Source organism: Afipia clevelandensis ATCC 49720, assembly GCF_000336555.1.
Classification (GTDB): Bacteria; Pseudomonadota; Alphaproteobacteria; order Rhizobiales; family Xanthobacteraceae; genus Afipia; species Afipia clevelandensis.
Genome location: NZ_KB375281.1, coordinates 384,151 through 398,600 on the forward strand (window position 1 = coordinate 384,151; position 14,450 = coordinate 398,600).

At 63.9% G+C, this 14,450-nt stretch carries 15 protein-coding genes and 1 pseudogene; 13 read left to right on the plus strand and 3 right to left on the minus strand.

The window, feature by feature from the left end:
- Positions 1 to 139 precede the first annotated feature (139 nt).
- Complete coding sequence (locus HMPREF9696_RS21525; RefSeq protein WP_157169984.1) at positions 140 to 406, minus strand: hypothetical protein; 267 nt, start codon at positions 404 to 406, stop codon at positions 140 to 142.
- 46 nt (positions 407 to 452) lie between these two features.
- Between HMPREF9696_RS21525 and HMPREF9696_RS21745 the strand changes: the two genes are divergently transcribed.
- From HMPREF9696_RS21745 to HMPREF9696_RS01695, 3 genes are all read left to right on the plus strand, one after another.
- Positions 453 to 617: a hypothetical protein gene (locus HMPREF9696_RS21745; protein ID WP_002711207.1), complete on the plus strand. Its 165-nt coding sequence runs from the start codon at positions 453 to 455 to the stop codon at positions 615 to 617.
- A 193-nt stretch (positions 618 to 810) separates the two neighbouring features.
- The gene (locus HMPREF9696_RS01690) at positions 811 to 1,416 is read left to right on the plus strand and encodes a hypothetical protein (RefSeq protein ID WP_157170052.1); all 606 of its coding nucleotides are present in this window, start codon (positions 811 to 813) and stop codon (positions 1,414 to 1,416) included.
- Positions 1,403 to 2,671 carry a DNA-packaging protein gene (locus tag HMPREF9696_RS01695; RefSeq protein WP_174309438.1) on the plus strand — a complete coding sequence of 423 codons (1,269 nt, stop codon included), beginning with the start codon at positions 1,403 to 1,405 and terminating at the stop codon, positions 2,669 to 2,671. The genes HMPREF9696_RS01690 and HMPREF9696_RS01695 overlap by 14 nt, the downstream gene beginning before the upstream one ends.
- Before the next feature lie 66 nt (positions 2,672 to 2,737).
- Here the strand turns inward: HMPREF9696_RS01695 and HMPREF9696_RS01700 are convergent, their stop codons facing one another.
- Positions 2,738 to 3,025 carry a GIY-YIG nuclease family protein gene (locus HMPREF9696_RS01700; protein ID WP_002711210.1) on the minus strand — a complete coding sequence of 96 codons (288 nt, stop codon included), beginning with the start codon at positions 3,023 to 3,025 and terminating at the stop codon, positions 2,738 to 2,740.
- A 79-nt stretch (positions 3,026 to 3,104) separates the two neighbouring features.
- On the opposite strand from HMPREF9696_RS01700, the pseudogene HMPREF9696_RS01705 reads away from it, so the two are divergent.
- The 4 genes and pseudogenes from HMPREF9696_RS01705 to HMPREF9696_RS01720 all read left to right on the plus strand — a co-directional run.
- A pseudogene (locus tag HMPREF9696_RS01705) lies at positions 3,105 to 3,710 on the plus strand (phage portal protein); the annotation flags it as partial.
- A 313-nt stretch (positions 3,711 to 4,023) separates the two neighbouring features.
- Positions 4,024 to 4,719 carry a response regulator transcription factor gene (locus HMPREF9696_RS01710; protein ID WP_002711212.1) on the plus strand — a complete coding sequence of 232 codons (696 nt, stop codon included), beginning with the start codon at positions 4,024 to 4,026 and terminating at the stop codon, positions 4,717 to 4,719.
- An 82-nt stretch (positions 4,720 to 4,801) separates the two neighbouring features.
- Positions 4,802 to 6,211, plus strand: coding sequence for a sensor histidine kinase (locus HMPREF9696_RS01715; protein WP_002711213.1), 1,410 nt, complete (start codon positions 4,802 to 4,804; stop codon positions 6,209 to 6,211).
- Between the two features lie 83 nt (positions 6,212 to 6,294).
- The gene (locus tag HMPREF9696_RS01720; RefSeq protein WP_002711214.1) at positions 6,295 to 6,768 is read left to right on the plus strand and encodes an RT0821/Lpp0805 family surface protein; all 474 of its coding nucleotides are present in this window, start codon (positions 6,295 to 6,297) and stop codon (positions 6,766 to 6,768) included.
- Positions 6,769 to 6,855: 87 nt separating this feature from the next.
- Here the strand turns inward: HMPREF9696_RS01720 and HMPREF9696_RS01725 are convergent, their stop codons facing one another.
- Complete coding sequence (locus HMPREF9696_RS01725; RefSeq protein ID WP_002711215.1) at positions 6,856 to 7,743, minus strand: alpha/beta fold hydrolase; 888 nt, start codon at positions 7,741 to 7,743, stop codon at positions 6,856 to 6,858.
- 112 nt (positions 7,744 to 7,855) lie between these two features.
- Between HMPREF9696_RS01725 and HMPREF9696_RS01730 the strand changes: the two genes are divergently transcribed.
- The 6 genes from HMPREF9696_RS01730 (at position 7,856) to HMPREF9696_RS01755 (ending at position 14,254) form a co-directional block, all read left to right on the plus strand.
- Positions 7,856 to 8,446 carry a CGNR zinc finger domain-containing protein gene (locus HMPREF9696_RS01730; RefSeq protein WP_002711216.1) on the plus strand — a complete coding sequence of 197 codons (591 nt, stop codon included), beginning with the start codon at positions 7,856 to 7,858 and terminating at the stop codon, positions 8,444 to 8,446.
- 116 nt (positions 8,447 to 8,562) lie between these two features.
- Positions 8,563 to 9,981, plus strand: coding sequence for a hypothetical protein (locus tag HMPREF9696_RS01735; protein ID WP_002711217.1), 1,419 nt, complete (start codon positions 8,563 to 8,565; stop codon positions 9,979 to 9,981).
- 193 nt (positions 9,982 to 10,174) lie between these two features.
- On the plus strand, positions 10,175 to 11,275 hold the full coding sequence (gene ccmI / locus HMPREF9696_RS01740; RefSeq protein ID WP_002711218.1) for a c-type cytochrome biogenesis protein CcmI: 1,101 nt from the start codon (positions 10,175 to 10,177) through the stop codon (positions 11,273 to 11,275).
- Positions 11,276 to 11,281: 6 nt separating this feature from the next.
- On the plus strand, positions 11,282 to 11,761 hold the full coding sequence (ccmE, locus tag HMPREF9696_RS01745) for a cytochrome c maturation protein CcmE (protein ID WP_002711219.1): 480 nt from the start codon (positions 11,282 to 11,284) through the stop codon (positions 11,759 to 11,761).
- Entirely contained in the window at positions 11,758 to 13,749 is a 1,992-nt protein-coding gene (locus HMPREF9696_RS01750) for a heme lyase CcmF/NrfE family subunit (protein WP_002711220.1), read from the plus strand. The genes ccmE and HMPREF9696_RS01750 overlap by 4 nt, the downstream gene beginning before the upstream one ends.
- A gap of 4 nt (positions 13,750 to 13,753) precedes the next feature.
- A complete protein-coding gene (locus tag HMPREF9696_RS01755) occupies positions 13,754 to 14,254 on the plus strand; it encodes a cytochrome c-type biogenesis protein (protein ID WP_002711221.1) in 501 nt (166 codons plus the stop codon).
- Positions 14,255 to 14,450 lie beyond the last annotated feature (196 nt).

Below are 14,450 nucleotides of genomic sequence, written 5' to 3' on the forward strand. Positions count from 1 at the left end.
TCGTGTTCTTGAAGGGATATCCTTTTCGCACCTCTCTCCGTCATTCCAGATGCTGATCGCGGAGATTGAATCGATGCAGGTTCCGGAACTGATTTCTTGGCAACAAACTCCTGACGTAATTGACCCTGTGCAAACTCAATCATGATTCGTGAAGCACGCGAAGATGCAGGATGCCGCAGTCCTGCTTTCTCGATTTGAGTGGCGCAAACGCGACTGCACATTCGTTTGTTCTAGATGGAATTCCGATCACAAACGTACTAGGAAAATAATCCTTGACACCGTAACGCTCGCGCAGTAGGGTTTCGGCATGCTCCAGAGTTGTGCCCGAGGCGCCGATGGAGCGAAAAAGCCGGAACAGAGACCGCTCATCGGCGCAGGAACTGCGTTCGTCATCGTGCGTTGCCATTCATGTTGTGCGCGGTTTATCGCGCGATCAAATGAATGAGGACGCCATGGCAAAAGTCGAGCATGCGGACGGTCATCGCCGGATCGTCGAAACACCGACCGAGGCGCGGCAGGCGGAACCGGGGCCTTCGGTGCTGGCGCTGCTGACCGTCAGCACCATCGCCGCGGTCTTTGTGCTGGCGATTGTCTGGTTCGTGTTTTTCAGGACGTAGAACTGCCTGTCATCCTTCGAGGCTCGCGCAAAAGCGCTCGCACCTCAGGATGACGCCCCGAGTATGTTTAGCCGTCACCCTGAGGTGCGCGCATCGCGCGCCTCGAAGGGCGACGGCTTTGTTCTATGCCTCGCAGGGATACCAGCAAACCATGCCGAAAAGACCTTCCTCCGCACCGCCGAAGAAACGGGCGGTGAGGAAGGTTGCGCGCAAGACCGCTGTGAAGAAGGCAGCCAGGAAGACCGCCGCCGGAAAGACGGCAAAGAAGCCCGCTGCCGCAAGGCCGGAGACGGCGAAGCGCTACCGCACCCAGGTTCTCAACGAGCATCCCGGCAATCTTGTCGTGGATGCGTCCGATCATGCTGCGATCGAAGCGATCGATCTGAAGCAGGCGAAAGCGAGTCGCGCGTCGCATGTCCGCAAGCGCAGCGCGGCGGATCGCTCGGCGATGCCGGAGGCCGGGGAAACTCCGGCAGGCTCCATGATCGAGCGCGTGAGCAGTGCCATCGAGCGTGAACTGACCAAGATCGAACGCCTCGTGGGCAATCCCGAGCGGCTTGCGCCGGCCCATCGCATCGAGGCCGAAAGCCGCGCCCGCGTGCTGGCCTCGCTGGCGCGCACCTTGAAGGAAGTGATGCGGCTGCGCGAGCAGGAACGCGGGGTGGACGACAAGAAGGCCGCCGATGACGATGCCATGCCCCGGGACCTCGACGAATTCCGCCGCGAGCTTTCGCGACGCCTGGAAGGGCTGGTCGCCGCAGCAGCACCGGTTTCTGCTGGAGGGAATGAGCCGGGCTGAAATGGAACTGGTGCTCTCGCGCTGGGATGTTTTCGCCCACGAGCATCAGATGCCGCCGGCTCTCGCGCCCAACGGTCAGCCTTGGTTGACTTGGCTTTTGATCGGCGGGCGCGGCGCGGGCAAGACGCGCGCGGGCGCCGAATGGATCAGGGCGCAGGCGCTCGGCCTTGCGCCGATGGCCGATGCGCCGGTGTCGCATATCGCGCTGGTGGGCGAGACCGAGCACGATGTGCGCGAGGTCATGATCGAAGGCGTGTCGGGACTTCTTGCGGTTCACCGCCGCGACGAGCGTCCGGCGTGGTCTCCGTCGCGGCGGCGGCTGGAATGGAGCAATGGTGCGGTGGCTTATGCGTTTTCGGCGGAAGATCCCGAGAGTTTGCGCGGCCCGCAGTTCGGGTGCGCGTGGTCCGACGAGATGGCGAAGTGGCGTTATGCGCAGGCGGCATTCGACATGTTGCAGTTCGGCCTGCGCCTCGGCAACCAGCCGCGGCAACTGATTACGACCACGCCGCGGCCGACGGCGCTGATCAGGCGGCTGATGCTGGAGCCTGCCAGTGTGGTGACGCGCGCGGGCACGCAGGCCAATGCGTATCACCTCGCACCGACGTTTTTGAAGGGCGTGCTGGCGCGCTACAAGGACACGCGTCTCGGGCGGCAGGAACTCGACGGCGAAATCATCGAGGACCGGCCCGATGCGCTTTGGCCGCGCGCGCTGATCGAGAATTGCCGCGTGAGCGATGCGCCGCCGCTGGCGCGCATCGTGGTCGCGGTCGATCCACCGGCGTCGAGCAGCAAGCGGGCCGACGCCTGCGGCATTGTCGCGGCGGGCATCACGGGCGAGGGCGCGCTCTATGTGCTCGCGGACGAAACCGTGTCGCAGGCAACGCCTGCGGTCTGGGCGGCGAGGGCAATTGCATTGTGGCGGCGGCTGGAGGCCGATGCGCTGGTCGCGGAAGTGAACCAGGGCGGCGAGATGGTGCGCTCGGTGATCAACGAAGTGGACGCCGGCGTGCCGGTGGTGTCGGTGCGCGCGCATCGCGGAAAATATCTGCGCGCCGAGCCTGTCGCGACACTCTATGAGCAGGGCCGGGTGAAGCATGCGGGGACGTTTTCGGCGCTGGAAGACGAAATGTGCGACTTCGGCCCGGGCGGGCTGACGTCCGGCCGCTCGCCCGACCGGCTCGATGCGTTGGTCTGGGCGATTGCGTCGCTGACGTTCACGTCAAGAGCGCAGCCGCGGGTGCGGGGGTTGTGAGAGAGATGGGACGTTGATTTGTGGGATCGTCATGCGCGGGCTTGACCCGCGCATCCATCGTCCGCGTTAGCGGACAATATCTTCATAAAGATCGCGCCATGATGGATTGTCGCGAATGATAAGATCGATTTTCCATTCTCGGGACCAATGCTTGATATTCTTCTCACGTTGGATTGCACCCGACGCGGTGTCGTGCGCTTCAAAATAGACGAGTGTTTTGACCCCGTATTTCCGTGTGAAGCCATCTGCGAAACCCTCGCGATGTTCGTACACACGGCGAATTAGATCGTTCGTCATGCCGATATAGAGCGTCCCGCCTGGCGCGCTTGCAAGAATGTAGACCCAATAACTCATTCAGGAATGATGGATTGCCGGGTCAAGCCCGGCAATGACAATCTTTCGATGTTGGGTCTATCTCCCACAAGGATGCCTCATGCTCAACTTCAAAAATCTCTTCCGCGCGCCCGAAGCGAAAGCCTCGCGCACATCGCAGGTGCTGGCGTTCGAGAGCGGCGGGCGGGCACGATGGACGCCGCGCGATTATGCGGCGCTGGCGCGCGAGGGCTATCTCGCCAATGCCATCGTGCACCGTGCGGTGCGGCTGATCGCGGAGAATGCGGCGTCGTGCGGGTTCCTCCTGTATGAAGGCGCGCAGGAACGCGAGGCGCATCCGTTGTCGCGACTTCTCAGCAGGCCGAACGCTCGGCAGGACGGCGCGACGTTTTTTGAAGCGCTCTATGCGCACATGCTGCTGGCCGGCAATGCCTATGTCGAAGCGGTTGCGCTCGATGACGAGGTGCGCGAGCTTTATACGCTGCGGCCGGACCGCATGAAGGTGGTGCCCGGACATGACGGCTGGGCAGAGGCTTACGAGTATAGTGTCGCGGGGCGCAGCGTGCGGTTCGATCAACTCGCATCGAGCGTGCCGCCGATCCTGCATCTGACATTCTTTCATCCGCTCGACGATCATTACGGGCTGGCGCCGATCGAGGCCGCGGCGGTCGCGGTGGAATTGACGCTGGAATGCGGAGCGTTGTGGGCGGTGCTGGTCCACGAATTCTGGACCGGCGACATGACGGCGATCAATGCCCTGATCGGCGCGACCGGGCTGCTGGTCAGCTATTGGGGGTTCCGGTTCGGCGTGCTAGGCGTCTACATGAGCGGGCGGACCCGGGAGAAGGTCTGTGCCGCCACCGGCCAGAATGACCCCGGCATTCTCGGAAGGCTGGTCAAGGCGGTGGCGAAGAAGTGAGAATGGAGAAAAAGTAATCTCCGGCGCGGCTTCGTTCATGGAGCATTCACCGCCGCACCGTTCATGTTAGGCTATTGCAAGCCTGCCACTGGAGACGACGTTGCGCCTTCTTGTTGTTGAAGACGATCCCGATCTCAACCGCCAGCTCACGACCGCCCTGTCTGACGCAGGCTATGTCGTCGACCGTGCCTTCGACGGCGAGGAGGGGCACTTCCTCGGCGACAGCGAGCCATACGACGCCGTGGTGCTCGACATCGGTCTGCCGAAGATGGACGGCATTTCCGTGCTGGAAGCCTGGCGGCGCAACAAGCGCACCATGCCGGTGCTGATCCTGACCGCGCGCGACCGCTGGAGTGACAAGGTGCAGGGCTTCGACGCCGGCGCTGACGACTATGTCGCCAAGCCATTCCATCTTGAGGAAGTGCTGGCACGCATCCGCGCGCTGCTGCGGCGGAGTGCGGGACACGCGCAGTCCGAACTGACCTGCGGGCCGGTGATGCTCGATACGCGCACCAATCGCGTCAGCGTCAACGGCAATCCGATCAAGATGACGTCGCATGAGTACCGGCTGCTGGCCTATCTCATGCACCATTCCGGCCGCGTGGTGTCGCGCACCGAACTGGTCGAGCATCTCTACGATCAGGACTTCGACCGGGACAGCAACACCATCGAGGTGTTTGTCGGACGCATCCGCAAGAAGCTGGATGTCGATATCATCCAGACGGTGCGCGGCCTCGGCTATCTGCTGACGCCGCCGGTCGCGGATACGAAGCCTTCCGCAACCGACGCACGGTAGGCTATGATCGGGCGGATCGGTTCGTCGCGTCGCGCGTCGTAACGATGCCGGTTGCACACCCGCCACGCTGGGACGAGAATTCTTGAATCGGCACCCCAAATCCCTCGCGACACGCCTGTTCCTGTCGGCGACGGCCTGGGTGGTGCTGATCCTTGTCATCACCGGCATCGTGCTGTCCACCGTGTACAAGCGCTCGACCGAACGCGCGTTCGACCGCCGGCTCAATTTCTATCTGCGCACGCTGATCGCGGAAGTCGCGCAGCCCGACGATCCGAACGACAAGAGCGACAAGTCCGATAAATCGGACAGGTCGGTGCAGTCGCTCGGCGAGCCGCTGTTCGAACTGCCGTTGTCCGGCTGGTACTGGCGGCTTGCGCGCACCGATGGCGACAAGCCGGAGGTGCGGGCCTCGCGTTCGCTATGGGACGCTACGCTCCCCAAACTGGAAGACGAGGGCATCGAACTCGATCAGTCCGGCGTGCGCCTGGGCTATGTCGCAGGTCCCGAGAACCAGCGTCTGCGCATGGTGGAGCGGCCGGTCGATCTTGGCACCGAAGGCAAGTATCTGGCGACAGTCGCGGGCGACGCCGCCGAGATCGAGGATGAAACCTGGGCGTTCAACACCTACCTCGCCGTGACCTTCGCCGCGCTTTCGGTCGGGCTGTTGCTCACCACCATCTTTCAGGTCCGCTTCGGTCTCGCGCCGCTCAAGCGGATTTCCAGTTCGCTCGCGGCCATCCGTTCCGGGCAGGCCGAACGGCTGGAAGGCGAGTTTCCCGAAGAGATCGCGCCGCTGGCGCGCGAGACCAATGCGCTGCTCGACGCCAACCGCGCCATTGTCGAGCGTTCGCGCACCCATGTCGGCAATCTGGCGCATGCGATCAAGACGCCCCTCTCGGTCATCGTCAACGAAGCGGGCGCCAATCGCGGCGATCCGTTCGCGGCCAAGGTGCTGGAACAGGCTGGCATCATGCGCGATCAGGTCGCGCATCATCTGGAGCGCGCACGCATCGCAGCGCGCGTCACGGTCATCGGCACCGTGACGGATGTCGGTCCCGTTGTGGAGGCGCTGGCGCGGACGATGGAGAAGATCCATCGCGACCGGGACATTCTGATCGACTGCGAAATTCAGCCGGCCGCGAAATTCCGCGGCGAGCGGCAGGATTTCGAGGAGATGATCGGCAATCTGGTCGACAACGCCTGCAAGTGGGCCAACCAGAAAGTGTTTATCGAGGTGCTGCAAGAGTTGACGCCCGGCGGCGCGCTCGATCCCACGCTGCGCATTATTGTCGACGACGATGGTCCCGGCCTGTCACCGGAGCAGCGGACGCAGGTGGCGCGGCGCGGCCAGCGCCTGGATGAAACCAAGCCGGGCTCCGGTCTGGGTCTGTCCATCGTCACCGATCTGGCTGCGCTTTATGGCGGCAGCCTGAGTCTCAGCGCGGCGCCCATCGGCGGATTGCGCGCGGAACTGGCCCTGCCGGGGGTGTAGAGCCGCCGCTCTCTCGCCCCATTCGTCCGTTCCAACGGCGGCCCGCCGGACGATCATCGTCCCGCGTGTATGGGGACGACGACATGCACTTTCCAAAGACAGCCATTTTCCTCGGTGCCGCGCTGGCGCTCGGCGGCTGCGCCGCTGACAGCGGGCCGAAGGAAAATTCCGGAACCGTGCTCGGCGCGGTGAGCGGTGCGCTGATCGGCTCTGCCATCGGCGGAGGAACCGGCGAGCGTGTCGGCGCGGCCATGGCGGGTGCGGCCATCGGCGGTCTGATCGGCAACCGGGTCGGCGCGTCGATGGATGAGCAGGATCGCCAGTACGCCTATGAGGCGGAGATGACCGCGCTCGACCGGGGCGCGCCCGGCGCGCCGGTGGACTGGCGCAATCCCGACACCGGCCGCTACGGCAACATCGTGCCGGGTCCGGCGTATACAAAGCGCGGAATGCGCTGCCGTGGCTTCAGCCACACCGTCTACATCAATGGCCAGCCGATGGTGGAGCGCGGGACGGCCTGCCGCAATCCCGACGGGACCTGGACGGCGGTCGGCTGATCGCAACACATCTTCGCAAATCACAGCTTCACGCATCGCCGCCCGGTTCGTCATCCGACGGACCGGGCGGCTTTTTGATTCATTCCCTTACGCAGCCACGCGGCTCATCAACTGGTCGATCGCGATTGCGATGTCGTCAGCGTGTGTCTCCAGTGCAAAGTGCCCGGTGTCGAGAAGTTGCACGGTGGCATCGGGGTTGTCGCGGCGATAGGCCTGCGCGCCGGGGGGAATAAAGAACGGATCGTTCTTGCCCCAGATCGCGAGCGTCGGCGGTTTGGCCGTGCGGAAGTAGGCCTGAAACGCCGGATAGAGTTTGACGTTCGACGCATAGTCCAGAAACAGGTCGAGCTGGATGTCGGCAATGCCGGGCCGCTCGAGCAGCGCCTGATCGAGCATGTAGGATTCCGGGGCGATGCTTTCGGGATTGCTCACGCCCGCAACATATTGTCCGCGGGTGCCTTCGAGTGTGAGAAAGCCGCGAAGGGCGTCGCGGTTCGCGGGGGTTGGGTCCTGCCAGTAGCGCTGGATCGGATTCCACGCCTCGCTGAGGCCGTCTTCATAGGCATTGCCGTTTTGCGAGATGATTGCCGAGATGCGCTCGGGATGAGCGAGCGCCAGGCGGAAGCCCACCGGTGCACCGTAGTCGAACACGTAGATCGCGTAGCGGGTCAGGCCCACCGCATCGACGAACGCGCCGATTGTCTTCGCCAGCGAGTCGAACGTGTAGCGATAGTTGCGGGCAGCCGGCACGGTGGTGAAACCGAAGCCCGGCAGGTCGGGCGCGATGACGCGATACTTCCGCGCGAGTTGCGGGATCAGATCCCTGAACATGTGGGAGGAGGTCGGGAAACCGTGCAGCAGGAGGATCACCGGCGCGTCGGCCTGGCCGGCCTCGCGATAGAACAGGCTGACGCCGTCGGCCTCGACGGTCCGGACAGCGATGCGGGGAATGGACTGGAGCGATGTGGCGGTCATGGGTCTTGTCCTTTGTAACTGTTAATTTAGATTTTGATGGTTACAGAAGGCGGAAGTAACTTGTCAAACGGTATTTTGAAGGTTACACTGGAGTCGTCATTGAGGAGCGATCATGACCCCGAATGTCCCGGACCAGCAGGCCGCCGCCTTGCCGTCTGTCGCAGCCGACCATCCGGCGCTGGACCTGCTGAACACCGTTGCCCAGATCGACGGAAATCCAGTCGATTCATGGACTTCCGACAACGATGTCGCGCGATGGCTGATCCGTATGGGCTGGTATCAGGAGGGCGCGATCGTCCCAGCGCAGACGCGCGGACTTCTGAAATCCGCGCGGGCATTGCGCGAGGCGGTCCGGGCGATGGTCAGCACCCGCAAGAACGGCGGCCGGGTCGACCCCGGGCCGCTCAACGATTTCCTTGCCAGGGCTCCAAGTCATTCCGAATTGATCTGCGAGGATGCGGGCCTGCGCCTTGAGCGAAAGCGTGTTGTGAAATCCCCCGAGCAGTTGCTCGCGCCCGTTGCGGAATCTGCCGCGGAGCTTCTCGCTGCCGGGGATTTCGGACTGATCCGCAAGTGTGAGGACCAGACCTGCACCATGTGGTTCTATGACCGGACTAAATCTCACCGCCGCAGGTGGTGCAGCATGGCCCTGTGCGGCAACCGCCATAAGGTTGCGGCCTTTCGTCAGCGCAAGCAGGGGTGAACGGGCAAGGAAGCCTCCAAAGCCCTGTTCCTCAACGTGAAATTAACGACGTCTCGGCTATGACACCCGGTGGACACCCGCCGGGTGTCGCCGAGGGATGAGCGTTTGGGCCGCGCATGAGCCAATCGTCGATCGAGCGATTGAGAGAGTATCTGGGGCAGCTTCCGCCGAAGGCGCAGGCGCTGCTGATGCGCGAGTTTGAGCGGGCCATCGAGCGCGGTGACGACGTCGCCGTCGCGAACTTCGTGCTCGAACAATTGCGCATGATCGTGCGCGCGCCGAGCGAGGACATGACCCCGCGCACCGACGATCCGATGCGGCTGGTGTTCCGGCCGCTGGAGCCATTCCTTGTCGAGAACATTCCCCATGTCAGGCCCGGCCAGGTCAGGCGCTCGTCGCTGGCTCCGGTCTGGATGTGGCTCGGCCGCGAGGGCAATCCCGATGCCGTCCGCACGTTTGAGGCGGCGCTCGCGCAGGCCACCGGCACTCCCGAGATCAACGCTGCGGTTCGCGCCGTTCAGGCGGCTGCTTCAGAGGCCATCGCCAATGTCACCGGCGCGCTCTCCGTCGGAGATCGGCAGCGGACGCTGGGCCGTCTCGGTGCGCCGAGCGTGGTCGAGGACATCGGGCCGATCGGCGCCGTGCTCGCCGCCAGCGAGGCGCTCGACAAACTCAGCAACAAGCTCACCGGCCATATCCGCGTGTTCGGCGACTCTCAGGTCGCCTCGGCCATGGCCGCGTTGAACCAGCCGGCGCTGCAGACACCGCTGGTGCTGCCATTCGCCATCGCCATGGTGATGCAGCGGCTGGCAGCCCCCTGGCAAATCGTGCGGTTGGGCATCGCCGTCGCCGCGTCCGATGACGAAATCCGCGTCGCAGGCACGCCGTTCGGCGTCACCGTCACCATGGCGATCCACGACCTGTCGCGGATTGCGTCCGAACTGCGCAACGACATCAAGCGCGGGCATTTCCAGGATACGTCGAACCACCTCAAGACGCTGCATGATGGTGTTCGTGGCTTGCGGACCGAACTCGATATCCGTTCGGACTCGGCATGGGGCAGGCAGCTCGCCGCGATCCGCTCGGAAATCTCGAATTCGCTGCAGTCCGAAATCGACGGCGTGCCGGGCCGTGTGCGCCGCCTGCTGAGGCAGGGGCCGGACAAGGATGTCACGTCCACGAACCGGATTGATCCGGATGACGTGGAGGAGACCGCGTCGCTGATCGACTTTGTCGCGATCTGCCGCAACTACGCCAGCGAGCTTGCGATCAACGAAGTGTCGCTGCGCGCCCATACCGAACTGCAGCATTATGTCGAGAAGGCCACCGAAACGCTGGTGGAGTCGCTCCGCACCCCCGATCCCAAGGTCCGTGCCTTCCGCAAGATGCAGATGGAAGCCGCGATCCGGTTCTGCGAGGTGATGTTCGGACCGGACTACGCCTCGCTGATGAGCAAGGCCGCCGAAATGGCCAAGCCGCTCGAGCGCAAGGCGGCCGAAACCGGAAAGCCCGGCAAGCAAACCCGTGCCGGTTGATCTGGCGCAAGGCTGTCCGGCCGGTACGGCTTTATTGCTCCTGCGGTGAGTCCTGTCGAATGGACGGATTTCGGCCTCAAAACACATTGAATCCGTGACGGAAATGTCAATTGCGCCCGTCCGCCAGCCATGGTGTAACCCGGCCCGGAACGACTGTTTGTAACGGTTCTACTTCTGCCGGGAACCCTTTGAAATGACTCTCTGGTTCGTGCTTGCGCTGATGACGGCCGCCGCGGTCTTTGCCGTGTTGTGGCCGCTGGGCCAGCGCGGCGCGCCGGCGCACGAAGGCAGCGAGAGTGTCGTCTACAAGGACCAGCTTGCGGAGGTTACGCGCGACGCCGAAGCGGGGCTGATCGGGACCGGCGAGGCGGACGCGGCGCGGGTGGAAATCAGCCGCCGTCTGCTGGCTGCGTCCGAAGCGGAGGCGGGCGCGTTACCGCCATCGAACCTCTGGTTCCGCCGCGTTGTTGCGTTGATCGCACTGACCGCGCTGCCGCTGACCGCGGTCGGCCTTTACGCGACCTTCGGCTCACCGTCGCTCGGCGATTTTCCACTGGCGGAGCGCGGCCGCGCGTCGGTGGCCACCGCCTCGATGGATAAACTTATTTCTCAAGTCGAAACTCATCTTGAAAAGAACCCGACCGACGGGCGCGGCTGGGAAGTGCTCGCGCCGGTGCTGGCGCGGATCGGCCGCTATGACGAAGCGGCGCGCGCCTGGCGCAACGCCATCACCTATAACGGCGAAAGCGCTTCGCGCCGCGCCGACCTCGGCGAAGCCATGGCGGCGTCCAGCGGGGGCGTGGTGACCGCGGCGGCCAAAACCGAATTCGACCGCGCGCTTGCCCTCGATCCGAATGAAGTGAAGGCACGCTACTTTCTCGGCGTCGCCGCTCAACAGGATGGCCGCAAGGACGACGCGGTGAAGATCTGGCGCGATATGCTTGCATCCGCGCCGGCAGATGCGCCATGGCGTCCTCTGGTGCAGGAGGCGCTGGTGCGCGCGGGCGTGGCCGCGCCGAAGCTCTCGGACGATACCATCGCCGCCGCCAAGGACATGAGCGAGGGCGACCGCAACACCATGATCCGCGGCATGGTGGACCGGCTTGCGACACGGCTGAAGGATAACGGCAGCGACGTGGAGGGCTGGTTGCGGCTGGTGCGCGCCTATATGGTTCTCGGCGAGCGCGACAAGGCGCAGGCGGCGCTCGCGCAAGCGCGGCAGGCTGTCGAGGGCGACGCTGCACGGCTTCAAATTCTGAACGATGGCCTCAAGAGCCTTGGACTGGATGGATAAATCACGATGACGCGCAAGCAGCGGCGACTGACATTGATTGGAGGCGCGCTGGTGGTGCTGGCGATTGCCGCCGCGCTTGTGCTCAACGCGCTGCGCGACTCCATCGTGTTCTTTTCGACGCCGACCATGGCGGCTGAAAAGCACATCAAGCCCGGCCAGCGGTTCCGCCTCGGCGGCATGGTGCGCGAGGGATCGCTGGTGCGCGGCGAGCAGCTTCGTGTGAAGTTTGACGTCACCGACGGAAACTCAACCCTGCCCGTGGCCTATCAGGGGATTCTGCCAGACTTGTTCCGCGAGGGGCAGGGCGTCATTACCGAAGGTTCGCTCGACGGGAGTGGCGTGTTCAAGGCCGATACGGTGCTGGCCAAGCATGACGAAACCTACATGCCCAAAGCCATCGCCGACGAATTGAAGAAGACCGGCCACTGGAAGGACGACTACGACAAGAAGGCGAAACCGCCTTCGGTGCAGGGAGCAGCGAAGTGATCGCGGAAGCAGGCCATTATGCCCTGGTGCTGGCGCTGGTTCTGGCGCTGATCCAGTCGGTGGTTCCGGTGATCGGCGCGCGGCTGCGCGATCCGGGGATGATGAATGTCGCGCGCTCCACCGCGCTCACCCAGTTCGGTTTCACGGCCGCGTCGTTTGCCGCGCTGACCTGGTTGCATGTGACGTCGGACTTCTCGGTCGTGAACGTGTTCGAGAATTCCCATTCGCTGAAGCCGATGATCTACAAGATCACCGGCGTGTGGGGAAACCACGAAGGCTCGATGCTGCTCTGGGTGCTGATCCTGGCGCTGTTCGGCGCGCTGGTGGCGGCCTTCGGCAACAACCTGCCGCGCTCGCTGCGCGCACATGTGCTGGCGGTGCAGGGCTGGGTCGGCGCCGCGTTCTATCTTTTCATTCTCGCCACATCGAATCCGTTCGCGCGGATCGCCAATCCGCCGATGGAGGGACGGGACCTTAATCCGATCCTGCAGGACATCGGCCTCGCGGTTCATCCGCCGATGCTTTATCTCGGCTATGTCGGCTTCTCGATTTCGTTCGCCTTTGCCGTCGCGGCCCTGATCGAGGGCCGCATTGATGCGGCCTGGGCGCGCTGGGTGCGGCCGTGGACGCTGACGGCGTGGATATTCCTCACCCTCGGCATCGCGATGGGCTCGTACTGGGCCTATTACGAACTCGGCTGGGGCGGCTGGTGGTTCTGGGACCCGGTTGAGAACGCCTCGCTGATGCCGTGGCTCGCGGGCACCGCGCTGCTGCACTCCGCGGTGGTGATGGAAAAGCGCGACGCACTGAAAATCTGGACCGTGCTGCTGGCGATCCTGACCTTTTCGCTGTCGCTGCTGGGCACTTTCCTCGTGCGCTCCGGCGTGCTGACCTCGGTGCATACCTTCGCCAGCGATCCGGCGCGCGGCGTATTCATCCTGATGATCCTGTGCCTGTTCATCGGCGGCAGTCTCAGCCTTTATGCGTGGCGTGCGTCGTCGCTGAAGCAAGGCGGGCTGTTCGCCCCCATCTCGCGCGAGGGCGCGCTGGTGCTCAACAACCTGCTGCTGACCACGGCCTGTGCGACAGTGTTTGTCGGCACGCTGTATCCGCTGGCGCTGGAGGTTCTTACCGGCGACAAGATTTCGGTCGGGGCGCCGTTCTTCAACCTGACGTTTGCACCTTTATTCCTGCCGTTGATGATCGCGGTGCCGTTCGGCCCGCTCTTGGCATGGAAGCGCGGCGATCTCGTCGCGGCGGCGCAGCGCCTGACAGCCGCGGGCATTGTCGCGCTGGTCACCATCGCCGTGCTGTGGGCCTGGACCAAAGGCGGCGGCGCATTTGCACCGTTGATGATCGGGGTCGCGGCATTCGTCGTGCTCGGCGCGCTGACCGATATTATGGAGCGCATCCAACTGTTCCGTGCGTCGCTCACCACATCGCTGCATCGCGCGCGGGGTCTGCCGCGCTCGGCCTGGGGCGCGGCGTTCGCCCATGCGGGTCTCGGCATCGCGCTGATCGGGATCGTCTGCGAGACGACATGGAACAGCGAGAATATCTCCTCCATGAAGCCGAAAGACGTCGTGACGGTCGGCGGCTATCAGGTGCGGCTCGACGACGTGACGCAGCAGCAGGGACCGAACTATCGCGAGGCGGTCTCGCATTTCACCGTCATGGACGACGGCAAGACCATCGGCGTGCTGACCCCATCGAAGCGCAACTTTGCAGCCCGGCAGATGTCGACCACCGAAGCGGCATTGCTGACGCGCGGCGCGAGCCAGATCTACATTTCTCTGGGGGATGCGCATACCGACGGATCGGTCGCGGTGCGGATCTATCACAAGCCGCTGGTGTTGCTGATCTGGTTCGGCCCGGTGATCATGGCGTTCGGCGGTTTGCTGTCGCTGACGGATCGTCGTCTGCGCGTCGGCGCGCCGAAGCCTGCGAAGGCAAGCAAGAAGACCGGCGCACTGCAGGCGGCGGAGTAGTCGCATGACGCGCATCCTGCCGGCATTGCTTGTGATCGCACTCACGCTGATGCCGTCGATGCTGTATGCCGTGCAGCCCGACGAGATCATGGCCGATCCGGCGCAGGAAGCACGGGCGCGCAACCTGTCGCGCGAACTGCGCTGCATGGTTTGCCAGAACCAGTCGATCGACGATTCCGATGCGCCACTGGCGCGCGACCTTCGCCTGCTGGTGCGCGAGCGGATCGCGGCCGGCAACACCGACGCGCAGGTGATGGATTTTCTCGTCGCGCGCTACGGTGAGTTCGTGCTGCTCAAGCCGCGCGTGGAAGGTCATACGCTGTTGCTCTGGCTCGTCCCGCCGCTGGTATTGGCTGGCGGCGCGCTGGCCTTGTGGCTCGGCAATCGCCGCCGCAACCGCGCGGGAGCAGGCGAGGAGGGTGCGTCATTCCAACTCACCCCCGAGGAAGAAGCGCGGCTGGAAAAGCTGATCGCGAACGAGGAATCTGCGGAAAAGCAGGTTTAACGGGCTCTTTTTTGAACCGATTCCGGCGGACTGCCAGGCGCGGGGCAAAACCGTTTTTGAGCCTTGTTTTTATTACAAAACATTAATTCCTCCGTCAGTGCGCGGTAAGGCTGCGCGCCCCATCTTCCAGAACACAGGTGCACACACGCACCGCGAGATTCAAAACCGCTTCGCTTCTTCCTTTCCTGGAGATTGT

Bases quoted from the DNA above. Each gene is read 5' to 3' on its own strand.
- HMPREF9696_RS21525 (WP_157169984.1), bottom strand. From the start codon at position 406: ATGGCAACGCACGATGACGAACGCAGTTCCTGCGCCGATGAGCGGTCT.
- HMPREF9696_RS21745 (WP_002711207.1), top strand. From the start codon at position 453: ATGGCAAAAGTCGAGCATGCGGACGGTCATCGCCGGATCGTCGAAACA.
- HMPREF9696_RS01695 (WP_174309438.1), top strand. From the start codon at position 1,403: ATGAGCCGGGCTGAAATGGAACTGGTGCTCTCGCGCTGGGATGTTTTC.
- HMPREF9696_RS01700 (WP_002711210.1), bottom strand. From the start codon at position 3,025: ATGAGTTATTGGGTCTACATTCTTGCAAGCGCGCCAGGCGGGACGCTC.
- HMPREF9696_RS01720 (WP_002711214.1), top strand. From the start codon at position 6,295: ATGCACTTTCCAAAGACAGCCATTTTCCTCGGTGCCGCGCTGGCGCTC.
- HMPREF9696_RS01725 (WP_002711215.1), bottom strand. From the start codon at position 7,743: ATGACCGCCACATCGCTCCAGTCCATTCCCCGCATCGCTGTCCGGACC.
- HMPREF9696_RS01730 (WP_002711216.1), top strand. From the start codon at position 7,856: ATGACCCCGAATGTCCCGGACCAGCAGGCCGCCGCCTTGCCGTCTGTC.
- HMPREF9696_RS01735 (WP_002711217.1), top strand. From the start codon at position 8,563: ATGAGCCAATCGTCGATCGAGCGATTGAGAGAGTATCTGGGGCAGCTT.
- ccmI (WP_002711218.1), top strand. From the start codon at position 10,175: ATGACTCTCTGGTTCGTGCTTGCGCTGATGACGGCCGCCGCGGTCTTT.
- ccmE (WP_002711219.1), top strand. From the start codon at position 11,282: ATGACGCGCAAGCAGCGGCGACTGACATTGATTGGAGGCGCGCTGGTG.
- HMPREF9696_RS01755 (WP_002711221.1), top strand. From the start codon at position 13,754: ATGACGCGCATCCTGCCGGCATTGCTTGTGATCGCACTCACGCTGATG.